Below are 12324 nucleotides of genomic sequence, written 5' to 3' on the forward strand. Positions count from 1 at the left end.
ATATCTCTGACCTGGGGGGTTAAATATTGCCGTGGCATTATACAGAGCGTAACCGATTGCATCCACACTTTTTTAAGAAAAATACTTGCCATCCCCTCGTTTCGGGTTACTATCGAACGAATAACTTGCTGATTTAGAATTTGATCTGGCTCACATGTCGTCGTTCCAATCCCCCTCAATTTTTACGGTTAGCCGCCTTAATCAGTCGGTGCGCTTACTGCTGGAACGCGAACTCGGCCAGGTGTGGATCAGCGGGGAAATCTCCAACTTTACCCAGCCCGCTTCCGGTCACTGGTACTTCACCTTAAAAGACGATACCGCCCAGGTGCGCTGCGCGATGTTCCGCAACAGCAACCGCCGCGTCACGTTTCGCCCGCAGCACGGCCAGCAAGTGCTGGTACGCGCCAATATCACGCTGTATGAACCGCGCGGCGAATACCAGATTATTGTCGAGAGCATGCAACCGGCTGGTGAAGGTTTGCTGCAACAGAAGTATGAGCAACTTAAAACAAAGCTCGCGGCCGAAGGGCTATTCGACCAGCAATTCAAAAAACCGCTGCCCTCTCCCGCCCATTGCGTTGGTGTTATCACGTCTAAAACCGGCGCCGCGCTGCACGATATTCTGCATGTACTGAAACGCCGCGACCCGTCACTGCCGGTGGTGATTTACCCGACTGCGGTACAGGGCGAAGATGCGCCCGCGCAGATTGTGCGCGCCATTGAGCTGGCTAACGCCCGCGAAGAGTGCGACGTACTGATTGTTGGTCGCGGCGGCGGTTCGCTGGAAGATTTGTGGAGCTTTAACGACGAGCGCGTGGCGCGGGCGATTTTTGCCAGCCGCATTCCGGTAGTCAGCGCCGTTGGGCATGAAACCGATGTGACCATTGCTGATTTTGTTGCCGACCTGCGCGCGCCAACGCCCTCTGCGGCGGCGGAAATTGTCAGCCGTAACCAGCTGGAGCTGCTGCGCCAGGTTCAGGCGATGCAACAGCGTTTAGAAATGTCGATGGATTACTATCTGGCAGGCCGTAGTCGCCGTTTTGCCCAGGTACACCATCGTCTGCAACAACAGCATCCGCAACTGCGTCTGGCGCGCCAGCAAACTGTGCTGGAACGCCTGCAACAGCGCATGCATAACGCGCTGGATAATCAGTTAAAACGCGCTTCCGTGCGCCAGCAGCGCACAGTACAGCGTCTGAATCAGCAAAACCCGCAGCCCCGTATTCACCGGGCGCAAAGCCGCATTCAGCAACTGGAATATCGTCTGAGCCAGAATATTCGTGATCGCCTGAGCGGCACACGTGAACGTTTTGGTACGGCAATCACTCACCTTGAAGCGGTCAGCCCGCTGGCAACACTGGCGCGTGGCTACAGCGTAACCACAGCAATCGACGGCAAAGTGCTGAAACAGACCAAACAGGTAAAATCGGGCGACAAACTGACCACGCGGCTGAACGACGGCTGGGTAGAGAGTGAAGTCAGTGCCGTTACGCCCGTGAAAAAAACGCGCCAACGTAAATCCTCTTAATTAGCGCGCTCAATAAATCAGACGAACCTATACTTTTTGTTGTTCTTTTTTGTTTTATCAAGGAGATCAACATGAATGCACGTCATCCGTACAGTGTTATCCCGCCTTATATCCTGCGCCGCATTATCGACAATGGCTCTGAACTTCAGCAACGCTGCGCCCGCCAGACCTTAACGCATGTACAAACGTTGATGGCGCACAGCCACGGCAAAGTCGATGCGCCGCTGGTCACTTCGCCCGGCGAACTGGTACGCGATATTTATGACGCTCAGCAAAAAGAGACGTTGCCCGGTGAGCAGGTACGCTATGAGGGCCAGCCACCGACGGGTGATGTCGCCGTCACCGAAGCGTACGACTACCTGGGTGTCACCCATGATTTCTTCTGGCAGGTTTATCAGCGCAACTCGCTGGATAACCAGGGGCTAATTCTCAGCGGCACCGTGCATTACGGCAAGGATTACCAGAACGCTTTCTGGAATGGTCAGCAGATGGTGTTTGGCGATGGTGATGGCGAGATCTTCAACCGTTTTACCATTGCCATTGACGTGGTAGCGCATGAACTGAGTCACGGCGTCACAGAAACGGAAGCCGGGCTGATCTATTTTGAACAAGCTGGCGCATTAAATGAGTCATTATCCGATGTGTTCGGTTCGCTGGTAAAACAGTACCACCAGCAGCAGACGGCGGATCAGGCGGACTGGATCATTGGCGAAGGCTTGCTGGCAAAAGGCATTCATGGCAAGGGGCTGCGTTCGATGTCGAAGCCGGGAACAGCTTATGACGACCCGTTATTGGGTAAAGATCCGCAGCCTGCGCATATGAAAGATTTTATTAAAACGCGTGAAGATAACGGCGGTGTGCACCTGAATTCCGGCATTCCTAACCGGGCATTTTACCTGGCGGCAACCGCTATAGGCGGCTATGCATGGGAAAAAGCCGGATACGCCTGGTATGACACGGTGTGTGATAAGTCACTGGCGCAAAATGCCGACTTCGCCACCTTCGCCAAATTCACCATCAAACATGGCGAAAAACGGTCCGGCAAGAAAGTCGCCGCTGCTATCGAACAGGCGTGGAAAGATGTCGGAGTTTTATGATGAACGAACCCGAATTAACCGACGACGCGGTAGTCGAGTTAGCCCGTGAAGGCGGGCTGGCTTACATTCCTAAACTGAGCGGCGCGCGAAAAATCGTCATCGCCCAGCTCAGTGCGGAGCAGCGCCAGCGGCTGGTGGACATCTTGCACCAGACGCTCCCGCTCGCTGAGCCGCCAGGCCAGCCGGACTCTCCGGGCAGCGGCGATCAGCGCTTCTACCGTTTGCAGATAACCTGGACTGCCCAGCAAACGGATGTGCTGCTGCTTATCCCGGAAAGCAAAGCGCCACCGTCGTTTGTCGAACTGTGGCGCGAAGGGGAAGACTGTATTTGCAAACCTTAGAGCAGCGTAAACTCGACGCGTTTTTTCGAAATCAGCCCGTGGCCGTGCTGGCAGAAAAAGTCCACCGCGCCACAGGCTTTTAACACTTCCAGAGGCTGGTGGCACTCCGGGCAATGTGCTTGTACTTCAATGTCTTTGCCGCAGCCGTCGCAGTGAGCATGTGTTCCCACTACTTGCAGCGGGTTATGGCAAGTCGGGCAGGTAAGTTCCATAAGGCGCTCCTTAATTTTTCACGGGGTTTATCATACACCGCTGGCGACAAAAAACTCGCCTGCAGACGGGTTAAGTGCCGCGTCAGGTTTGGTTTGCTATTCGCCCACCATCACGAAGCGGGAGCTCTCGAATGCCTGATAAACCCGCTGAGAAGGAAATGCCGGGAATGTCGCCCGTTGCGCTGCGGTTTTCAGCGCTGCACAGTAAGCTCTATTCCCTTCCCTCGTCTCGATATTGTTCAGTTTGCCATCATAGGCAAATTCCAGATGTAAGCGGCATTTTTTCCCTTTCCATTCAGAACGATCGGCAAGCCGTGATTCGATAGCGTTTTTTATCGCGCGGGCCTGTTTCCCGTACTCATCCTGATCGGTAAAGCGCCCTGAGTCGCAACTACCAAGCGCAGTGGTTTTATGGCAACCGGAGGGGTGAAGCGGTGTGCAACCTGTCATTACACTGCCCAGCAGTATTAACAGTAAAACCTTCTTCATTTCATATCCCTTTTGAAATTATTTATTGAAGCCAGTTATTAACCCGTTGTTTTTATAGCTATAAAGAGTGTACTGCTATCGACAGGCTGAAACAGCACCTGAATTTTGTAGGTGAGCCAATTCTGGCAAACAAAAAACCCGCCAGGCGGCGGGTTTGAAGCAAGTGATTACTTACTCTTTTTAATGTGTTTAATCAGGCGCTTACGTTTACGCATCTGGTTCGGGGTCAGGGTGTTACGTTTTTCAGCAAACGGGTTTTCCCCTTCTTTGAACTGAATACGGATTGGCGTACCCATCACATCCAGCGATTTGCGGAAATAGTTCATCAAATAGCGTTTGTAAGAATCCGGCAAATCTTTTACCTGATTGCCGTGGATCACCACAATCGGCGGGTTATAACCACCAGCGTGGGCATATTTCAGCTTCACGCGACGACCACGCACCAGCGGCGGCTGATGATCTTCCGCCGCCATGTTCATGATGCGGGTCAGCAATGCGGTACTGACACGGCGGGTGGAGCTGTCATAAGCTTCGCGAACGGATTCAAACAGGTTGCCAACGCCGCTGCCGTGCAGCGCAGAAATAAAGTGAACGCGGGCGAAATCAATAAAGCCCAGGCGGTAATCCAGCGTCTCTTTCACCTGCTCTTTCACTTCCTGGCTCAGACCGTCCCATTTATTGACGACGATAACCAGCGAGCGACCGCTGTTAAGAATAAAGCCGAGCAGCGATAAATCCTGATCGGAGATACCTTCACGGGCATCAATAACCAGCAGCACGACGTTTGCGTCTTCAATAGCCTGCAGCGTTTTGATAACTGAGAACTTTTCTACCACATCGGTGATTTTGCCGCGTTTACGCACACCAGCGGTGTCGATAAGTACGTACTCACGCTCATCGCGCTGCATTGGAATGTAGATGCTGTCGCGCGTGGTGCCCGGCATGTCATACACCACCACACGCTCTTCACCGAGAATGCGGTTAGTCAGTGTGGACTTACCGACGTTCGGACGACCGACAATAGCCAGTTTGATCGGCAGATCCTGCGGATTGAAATCGTCTTCCGGCTCTTCTTTCTCGCCGTTTTCGTTAGCTTCGAACTGCGCCCAGTATTCGGCGTCTTCATCCACCTCTTCCGGCGGGTTGAGTTCGTCCATCCACGGCATCAGCACATGTTCAAGCAAGCTGGTCACACCGCGCCCGTGGGAGGCGGCGATAGCGTGGATTTCACCCAGACCGAGGGAGTAAAAATCGGCCGTTGCCTGATCCGGATCCAGACCGTCGGTTTTGTTCGCCACCAGGAAGGTCGGTTTTTCGCGTGAACGCAGGTGTTTGGCAATGGCCGAATCGGCAGGCATCAGCCCCGCGCGCGCATCGACCATAAACAGCACGACATCAGCTTCTTCAATCGCCAGCAGCGACTGTTCCGCCATGCGCGTTTCCACGCCGTCTTCGGTGCCATCGATACCGCCGGTATCGATACAGATAAATTCGCGGCCTTCAACTTCAGCACGACCGTACTTACGGTCACGAGTCAGACCCGGGAAATCCGCCACCAGCGCATCACGGGTGCGTGTTAAACGGTTAAATAGCGTGGATTTTCCAACGTTAGGGCGCCCGACAAGCGCGACCACAGGTACCATGTTTAAAGCCTCATTACAGAAAATTCATTAGCAAAACGTCGCGGATTGCGCGCCGTTTTAAAAACAGGAAAACGGCTCCTGCAACAGGAGCCGTCTTCAGGAACGACAAACCCGACGCGCTTAGCGCGAAAGGGCGTACACTGTGCCGTCTTTCGCCTGGATCAGCAGTTTGCCCCCGGCAACCACCGGCTCGGTCAGGAAACCGGAGCTGTCGACTTTCTGCTGCGCGACAAAGCGCCCGTCTTCGACGTTAATCCAGTGCACGTAGCCTTCGCTATCGCCTGTCACAATGTAACCATTATACAACGCCGGAGCGGTAAGGTTACGGTGCAGCAGGTCACTTTGCGTCCACAGGGTTACGCCACCGTCGGTAGTCAGCGCCAGAATACGATCGCTCTGGTCGATCATATAGATGCGGTTACCATCAACCACGAAATCGCTCACTGAGCCCAGCTCGCGTTTCCACATAATCTGGCCGCTACGCAAATCGAGCGCGGTCATGTTGCCGTTATAGGCCAGCGCGTAAACCACGTTGCCAACAACAACCGGCGTGGTATCGACATCGCTCAGACGATCGATCTCTGTCGGGCCATTAGCCTGGGAGATGCGCTGCTGCCAAATCATCTGGCCCTGCTGCATCAATACCGCGCTTACGCGACCGTTATCACCGCCGACAATGGCAGCGCCAAAGGCGGTAGTCGGAGCGGATTCACCGCGCAGAGAAAGCGCAGGCATATCGAGGTTGACGGTCCATTTGGTTGCGCCATCGCTTTCGTTCAGCGCCTGCAACTGACCGTTGCTGGTGTGGATCAGCACTAAACCGTCGCTCACTACCGGGCGAGAAAGCGCTTCGCCAGCGACTTTCGTTTTCCACGCCTGCGAACCATCGCTGGTGTTCAGTGCGTAAACCTGCGCTTTTTCGCTGCCCACATAAACATGGCCACCGGAAACGGTCACACCGCCAGAAAGCAGTGCAGCGCGAGTAGAGAACCAGCCATCTTTTTCAGCCAGGTTAACCGACCAAATTTCATGCCCATCTTCAATGCTAACCGCTTTCACCACACCGTGACGATCGGCGGCGTAAACCACGCCATCAGCAAAAGCCGGATGCAGGTTAGAGTAGAAGTCACCAATACCGTTGCCCACGGAGGTGCTCCATGACGTAGTCGGTGTGAACTGGTTTTCAACCACCGGCAACGGGGACATTTTGACAACATCTTCTTCGCTGTTAAACAGGGAACAGCCGCTCAAAAGCGTGACGGAAAGCAGCCCTGGCAGAAGTAATTTACGCAATTGCATCGGGTCCCTCTTAGATGGACAAATTATTGATTTTCATCTGCATCATTTCACTCAGCGCAGGAGAAGCATTGTTTTTAATGCCGTTTTCCCATGCGGTGCGCGCACCTTGTTTATCGCCTTTGCTCAGCAGTGCTTCGCCACGCAGATCGGCAACAATCGCTGACCAGCTTTCCGCTTTGACAGCATCCAGCGTTTTCAGCGCAGCGTCTTGTTGCTTTTGCTGTACCTGAATGCGCGCCAGGCGCACATTGATTATCGACTTGAGATTTTCATCATTCGTCGCAGCCAGCCCTTGCTGCAGCTGAGCGGCGGCTTTATCCAGCTCGTTCTTTTCAACGTATTGCTGCGCCAGCTCCAGCGACGCCAGCGCGCCGTAGGTGTTTTTGTTGTCAGCCGCGAATTTTTCCGCCGCGGTGAACGACTCTGGTTTGTCCGCCGAAAGCGCGGCAACCGCGTTTTCATAAGCCTGCGAAGAGGCTCTCGCCGTGTCCGCCTGATGGCCGTTCCAGTAGCGCCAGCCAACCAGCGCACCAATACCCAAAACGACGCCAACGGCCAGCGCTTTACCATTCTCGGCAAAGAAGCGCTTAATCGCGTCTACCTGGTCGTTTTCGTTTTCGTAAATTTCCACGCAGTCCTTCTCCTTAACGATAATTCACCGGGGAGATTAGCCCAGTAGTGTGCGCAAATGCGCCGCAACGCTCTCCTGCGTTACCGTACTCTGCTCACCAGAGCGTAAATCCTTCACCACAACATTACCGTCGGCAATTTCAGTTTCACCGAGCACCAGTGCGACGCGAGCGCCCCACTTGTCCGCGCGGGCAAATTGCTTTTTAAAATTGCCGCCGCCGTGGTTCATCATCAGCCGTACGCCAGGTAACGCATCGCGCACCTGTTCACCCAACTGCATAGCAGCGGATTGCGTATTGGCGCCAGACGCCACCAGGTATATATCGACAACGGATTCTGCTTTAAATTCCGGATTAACTGCCTGAACTAACAAAACAAGTCGTTCAAGACCCATTGCGAAGCCAACCGCCGGGGTCGCGCGACCGCCAAGCTGCTCAACCAGGCCGTCATAACGACCACCTGCGCAAACGGTGCCCTGCGCGCCAAGACTGGTGGTTACCCACTCGAAAACAGTGCGGTTGTAGTAGTCCAGACCGCGCACCAGACGCTGGTTCACCGTATAAGCGATACCCGCCGCATCAAGGAATGCGCAAAGACCTGCGAAGTGTTCGCGGGACTCGTCATCAAGGTAATCACCCAGTTTCGGTGCATCGTTCAACAGCGCCTGAATGTCCTGGTTTTTGGTATCCAGTACGCGCAGCGGGTTGGTATACATACGACGCAGGCAGTCCTCGTCCAGCTTATCTTTATGCTGCTCAAGGAAAGCCACCAGCGCATCGCGATAGGTCGCGCGCGCTTCAAGAGAGCCAATAGAGTTGAGTTCAAGGGCAACGTGCGAAGCAATGCCCAGCTCGCGCCACCAGCGTGCGGTCAGCATAATCAGCTCGGCATCGATATCCGGCCCTTGCAGACCAAACACTTCCACACCCAGCTGATGGAACTGACGGTAGCGCCCTTTCTGCGGACGCTCGTAGCGGAACATCGGCCCAACGTACCACAAGCGCTGCTCCTGATTGTACAGCAGACCATGCTCGATGCCGGCGCGTACGCAGCCCGCGGTACCTTCGGGACGCAATGTCAGGCTGTCGCCGTTGCGATCGTCAAAGGTATACATCTCTTTTTCAACCACGTCGGTCACTTCACCGATCGCGCGTTTGAACAGCGGGGTCTGCTCTACAATCGGCAAACGGATTTCACTGTAACCGTAGCTGCCGAGCACGTTTTTTAAAGTGCCTTCAATGCGCTGCCAGATGGCGGTTTCGCCAGGCAGATAATCGTTCATGCCGCGAATGGCTTGAATATTTTTTGCCACGTTTATTCTCTTTATTAATACAAAAAATGAACCCTCAGGGCCGCGACGAACTGCGGGTCGCGCCGGGCGGGTTCATCATACACGGGAAGCCTGCCGCTTCCCAGCAACCTTATTTTTCTACCTGTTGCACATCGATACGACGCGCTTCATCCAGCATTGATGCTTTCGCGCGAATGCGGGCTTCAAGCTGGCTAATCATATCGATGTTATCCAGGCGGTCTTTGCGCACACCGTCTTCGTACAGGCCGCTTTTCTTGTTGCCGCCGGTCACACCCAGCGTAGAAACAAGCGCTTCGCCTGGGCCATTTACCACGCAACCGATAATGGAGACATCCATCGGCGTGATGATATCTTCCAGCCGTTGTTCAAGGGCGTTGACCGTACCGATAACGTCAAATTCCTGGCGGGAACAGGTCGGACAGGCGATAAAGTTAATGCCGCGCGAGCGAATGCGCAGCGATTTCAGGATATCAAAACCAACTTTAATCTCTTCCACCGGATCGGCAGCCAGCGAAATACGCAGCGTGTCACCAATGCCTTCTGAAAGCAGTAAGCCCAGACCGATTGCAGATTTGACCGCACCTGCACGTGCGCCACCGGCTTCGGTGATGCCAAGATGCAGCGGCTGATCAATCTGTTTTGCCAGCAGGCGATAGGATTCAACAGCGAGGAATACGTCCGACGCTTTCACGCTGACTTTGAACTGATCGAAATTCAGGCGATCGAGATGATCGACATGGCGCATGGCGGATTCGAGCAGCGCTTGCGGCGTTGGCTCGCCATACTTTTCCTGCAGATCTTTTTCCAGCGAACCGGCGTTAACACCAATGCGAATCGGGATATTTTTATCGCGCGCGCAATCAACAACGGTGCGAATTCGCTCTTCGTTGCCGATATTGCCGGGGTTAATGCGCAGGCAGTCAACGCCATATTCGGCAACTTTCAGCGCAATGCGATAGTCAAAATGGATGTCCGCAACCAGCGGGACACTCACTTGCTGTTTGATCAACTTGAATGCTTCCGCCGCGTCCATGGTCGGGACGGAGACGCGGACGATATCCGCGCCGACGCGCTCAAGCGCTTTGATTTGATTGACCGTAGCTTCAACATCCGTGGTACGGGTGTTTGTCATGGACTGTACGGCGATGGGCGCGCCATCGCCAATGGGCACATTACCAACGTAAATCCGTTTCGATTTCCGACGCTGAATCGGGGCCTGGTTATGCATGAAAAATCTCCCGCGTTGCCCGTCTGTTACTGTGCTGCTGATTGTTCGGCATTGAGGGTCAGACGCGCAACCTGGTTAGTTCTGATAAAACGGCTCAGATCGACAGGTTTACCCTGATACTGAATCTGAACGGCTGACGGCGCGCCAATTTTCAGCTTATATGGCGCCTGGCCGGTTAAATTGAGCGTGGCGTCTTTACGTTGCAAGCCACTGAATAATTTCTTCCCGGTGGCATCGCTCACTTCCAGCCAGCAATCGGCAGTAAAGTTCATCACCAGTGCGTTAGTATCTGCTTGCGCACCTGCGACACCGGCCTGGCTGGTCGGGAGCTGTGCAGTATTCGCTGGAGCGGCAGGCTGCTGCATGGCGTCGACATTCGCCTGCGACGGTGCAACTACGGTGTTCTGGTTTGCGGTAGTAGCAGGGGTTTGCGGCGCGCTGGCGGCTGGTGTTTGTGCCGTCGCCGACGGGGCTGGCGCTTCAACAGGCGTGCCGGAATTATCAACCGGGTCTGCTGCAGCCGTGTCGTTATTCAGCGGTACGCTTTGCGCGTTGCTGTTGCCCGCATTCAATTCCGCAGAAGATTGATCGGCCATGTTGGTGATCTCTTGCTGCTGCGCTTTGTGGTTATCCCACCACCATGCGCCCGTCAGGCCGATTGCGACCAGAAACACCAGCCAGGTGATAAAACTCATCATCCAGCCACCGCGTTTTTTACGCGGTTTGCCTAAAGCAAAAGTCTGCATTGGCGCAACTTTCGCCGCTCTGACCGGCGCTTGTTTTTCAAGAATCGGCAGCAGCTCTTCTTCAGGGATGTGCACAAGGCGGGCATAGGAGCGGATGTAACCGCGTACAAAAGTCGAAGCCAGATCGGCGGGGGACCTGTCCTCTTCGATATCGCGTACCGTGGAGACCTTCAGGCACAAGCGCTCTGCAACCGCTTGCTGGCTGAGTCCAAGTTGTTCACGGGCGTTGCGCAGACGTACGCCAGTGGTTTGTGCTTCATTTTGGTCGTGAGTGGCTTCAGTATTCATTCGCTACAACTACTGGTACGTGAAAATTAAACATTCAGGCGCGCATAACCGCAATGCCTACACGCGCCGCGAAAAAACCGGGTCGGTTAAACCTGGCCCACAGTATAGGACTGTCAGGCTCGTCATAACAGAACAGCTTTCAGCGCTTTTTGCTAAACCATTGTTCCATCACTACATACTGCCTTAAAGTCAGGAGAAACGCACCGTAATTATTAATGGCCGGTATGTGTACAGGCCAAATAGTCGACATTTTCACAAAATGCAGCATATTCTTCGCGCTGCAACTTATGATTATAGTGCCTTGATCTCAATAGGCTCGCCCTGCATACGCTTACGCATCGTACGTTTGGTACGGTCAATCACATCGCCCGCCAGCTGTCCACACGCGGCATCGATATCATCGCCACGCGTTTTACGCACGATAGTAGTGAAACCATAACTCATCAGCACTTTACAAAAGCGATCGATACGGCTGTTAGAGCTGCGGCCATACGGCGAGCCCGGGAACGGGTTCCATGGGATCAGGTTAATCTTGCACGGTGTATCTTTCAGCAACTCCGCCAACTGGTGCGCATGTTCAGTGCCATCGTTGACATGATCCAACATGACATATTCGATGGTCACACGGCCCTGGTTAGCGTTGGATTTTTCCAGATAACGGCGAACGGCGGCAAGGAACGTCTCGATGTTGTACTTTTTATTGATCGGTACAATTTCATCGCGAATTTCGTCATTTGGCGCATGCAGAGAGATAGCCAGCGCAACGTCAATCATATCGCCAAGTTTATCCAGCGCCGGAACCACGCCGGAGGTGGAGAGCGTTACGCGACGTTTGGAGAGACCAAAGCCGAAATCATCCAGCATAATCTCCATCGCCGGAACGACGTTGGTCAGGTTGAGCAGCGGCTCGCCCATGCCCATCATCACCACGTTGGTAATGGGGCGGCTGCCGGTGACTTTCGCCGCGCCGATAATTTTCGCCGCGCGCCACACCTGGCCGATAATTTCCGAAACGCGCAGGTTACGGTTAAAGCCCTGCTGAGCCGTGGAGCAGAATTTGCACTCCAGCGCGCAACCTACCTGGGAAGAGACGCACAACGTCGCGCGATCCTCTTCCGGGATGTAGACGGTTTCAACGCGCTGATCGCCCACGGCAATCGCCCACTTGATAGTGCCGTCGGAGGAACGTTGTTCTTCCACCACTTCCGGCGCACGAATTTCGGCGACTTCTTTTAATTTGTTGCGCAGCACTTTGTTGATGTCGGTCATCTCATCAAAGTCGTCGCTGCAATAGTGGTACATCCACTTCATCACCTGATCGGCGCGGAAGGGTTTTTCGCCTAAGTTTTTGAAAAATTCACGCATCTGCTGACGGTTTAAATCCAGCAGGTTAATTTTTGCATCTTTGTTTGGCACCGTGAGAGCGTCGTTCTCAGGCATGACAATTTGTTCAGTCATAATGTATTCCGGCCTCGTTATTACACGTTGTGGCCCGTGGAGGGTTAAAAAGA

General features: G+C 54.0%; 12 protein-coding genes. 3 read left to right on the forward strand and 9 right to left on the reverse strand.

Features of this window, described 5'->3' with window-relative positions; translation table 11 throughout:
* The first annotated feature begins 154 nt into the window (after positions 1 to 154).
* The 3 genes from xseA (at position 155) to H650_RS07520 (ending at position 2966) form a co-directional block, all read left to right on the forward strand.
* Positions 155 to 1528 carry an exodeoxyribonuclease VII large subunit gene (gene xseA / locus H650_RS07510; RefSeq protein ID WP_020454705.1) on the forward strand — a complete coding sequence of 458 codons (1374 nt, stop codon included), beginning with the start codon at positions 155 to 157 and terminating at the stop codon, positions 1526 to 1528.
* A gap of 71 nt (positions 1529 to 1599) precedes the next feature.
* The gene (locus tag H650_RS07515) at positions 1600 to 2625 is read left to right on the forward strand and encodes a M4 family metallopeptidase (protein WP_020454706.1); all 1026 of its coding nucleotides are present in this window, start codon (positions 1600 to 1602) and stop codon (positions 2623 to 2625) included.
* Positions 2625 to 2966 (forward strand): protealysin inhibitor emfourin, encoded by a 342-nt coding sequence (locus H650_RS07520; protein ID WP_044489702.1) that lies wholly within the window; start codon positions 2625 to 2627, stop codon positions 2964 to 2966. The genes H650_RS07515 and H650_RS07520 overlap by 1 nt, the downstream gene beginning before the upstream one ends.
* Here H650_RS07520 and H650_RS07525 read toward each other — a convergent pair.
* From H650_RS07525 to rlmN, 9 genes are all read right to left on the reverse strand, one after another.
* Positions 2963 to 3178 carry a zinc ribbon domain-containing protein gene (locus tag H650_RS07525; RefSeq protein WP_020454708.1) on the reverse strand — a complete coding sequence of 72 codons (216 nt, stop codon included), beginning with the start codon at positions 3176 to 3178 and terminating at the stop codon, positions 2963 to 2965. The genes H650_RS07520 and H650_RS07525 overlap by 4 nt on opposite strands.
* Positions 3179 to 3274: 96 nt before the next feature.
* Positions 3275 to 3667 carry a cell envelope integrity TolA C-terminal domain-containing protein gene (locus H650_RS07530; protein WP_020454709.1) on the reverse strand — a complete coding sequence of 131 codons (393 nt, stop codon included), beginning with the start codon at positions 3665 to 3667 and terminating at the stop codon, positions 3275 to 3277.
* A gap of 167 nt (positions 3668 to 3834) precedes the next feature.
* Positions 3835 to 5310, reverse strand: a complete 1476-nt coding sequence (gene der, locus H650_RS07535; protein ID WP_020454710.1) for a ribosome biogenesis GTPase Der — start codon at positions 5308 to 5310, stop codon at positions 3835 to 3837.
* 120 nt (positions 5311 to 5430) lie between these two features.
* A complete protein-coding gene (bamB, locus tag H650_RS07540) occupies positions 5431 to 6609 on the reverse strand; it encodes an outer membrane protein assembly factor BamB (RefSeq protein WP_020454711.1) in 1179 nt (392 codons plus the stop codon).
* Between the two features lie 10 nt (positions 6610 to 6619).
* Positions 6620 to 7240 (reverse strand): YfgM family protein, encoded by a 621-nt coding sequence (locus H650_RS07545; protein ID WP_017458990.1) that lies wholly within the window; start codon positions 7238 to 7240, stop codon positions 6620 to 6622.
* Between the two features lie 36 nt (positions 7241 to 7276).
* The gene (gene hisS / locus H650_RS07550; protein WP_020454712.1) at positions 7277 to 8551 is read right to left on the reverse strand and encodes a histidine--tRNA ligase; all 1275 of its coding nucleotides are present in this window, start codon (positions 8549 to 8551) and stop codon (positions 7277 to 7279) included.
* A 109-nt stretch (positions 8552 to 8660) separates the two neighbouring features.
* The gene (gene ispG / locus H650_RS07555) at positions 8661 to 9779 is read right to left on the reverse strand and encodes a flavodoxin-dependent (E)-4-hydroxy-3-methylbut-2-enyl-diphosphate synthase (protein WP_020454713.1); all 1119 of its coding nucleotides are present in this window, start codon (positions 9777 to 9779) and stop codon (positions 8661 to 8663) included.
* Positions 9780 to 9805: 26 nt separating this feature from the next.
* The gene (gene rodZ / locus H650_RS07560) at positions 9806 to 10813 is read right to left on the reverse strand and encodes a cytoskeleton protein RodZ (RefSeq protein WP_020454714.1); all 1008 of its coding nucleotides are present in this window, start codon (positions 10811 to 10813) and stop codon (positions 9806 to 9808) included.
* A gap of 291 nt (positions 10814 to 11104) precedes the next feature.
* Positions 11105 to 12271: a dual-specificity RNA methyltransferase RlmN gene (gene rlmN, locus H650_RS07565; protein ID WP_020454715.1), complete on the reverse strand. Its 1167-nt coding sequence runs from the start codon at positions 12269 to 12271 to the stop codon at positions 11105 to 11107.
* Positions 12272 to 12324: the final 53 nt, after the last annotated feature.

The organism is Enterobacter sp. R4-368, assembly GCF_000410515.1.
Taxonomy (GTDB): domain Bacteria; phylum Pseudomonadota; class Gammaproteobacteria; order Enterobacterales; family Enterobacteriaceae; genus Kosakonia.

Bases quoted from the DNA above. Each gene is read 5' to 3' on its own strand.
- xseA (WP_020454705.1), top strand. From the start codon at position 155: ATGTCGTCGTTCCAATCCCCCTCAATTTTTACGGTTAGCCGCCTTAAT.
- H650_RS07515 (WP_020454706.1), top strand. From the start codon at position 1,600: ATGAATGCACGTCATCCGTACAGTGTTATCCCGCCTTATATCCTGCGC.
- H650_RS07520 (WP_044489702.1), top strand. From the start codon at position 2,625: ATGAACGAACCCGAATTAACCGACGACGCGGTAGTCGAGTTAGCCCGT.
- H650_RS07525 (WP_020454708.1), bottom strand. From the start codon at position 3,178: ATGGAACTTACCTGCCCGACTTGCCATAACCCGCTGCAAGTAGTGGGA.
- H650_RS07530 (WP_020454709.1), bottom strand. From the start codon at position 3,667: ATGAAGAAGGTTTTACTGTTAATACTGCTGGGCAGTGTAATGACAGGT.
- der (WP_020454710.1), bottom strand. From the start codon at position 5,310: ATGGTACCTGTGGTCGCGCTTGTCGGGCGCCCTAACGTTGGAAAATCC.
- bamB (WP_020454711.1), bottom strand. From the start codon at position 6,609: ATGCAATTGCGTAAATTACTTCTGCCAGGGCTGCTTTCCGTCACGCTT.
- ispG (WP_020454713.1), bottom strand. From the start codon at position 9,779: ATGCATAACCAGGCCCCGATTCAGCGTCGGAAATCGAAACGGATTTAC.
- rodZ (WP_020454714.1), bottom strand. From the start codon at position 10,813: ATGAATACTGAAGCCACTCACGACCAAAATGAAGCACAAACCACTGGC.
- rlmN (WP_020454715.1), bottom strand. From the start codon at position 12,271: ATGACTGAACAAATTGTCATGCCTGAGAACGACGCTCTCACGGTGCCA.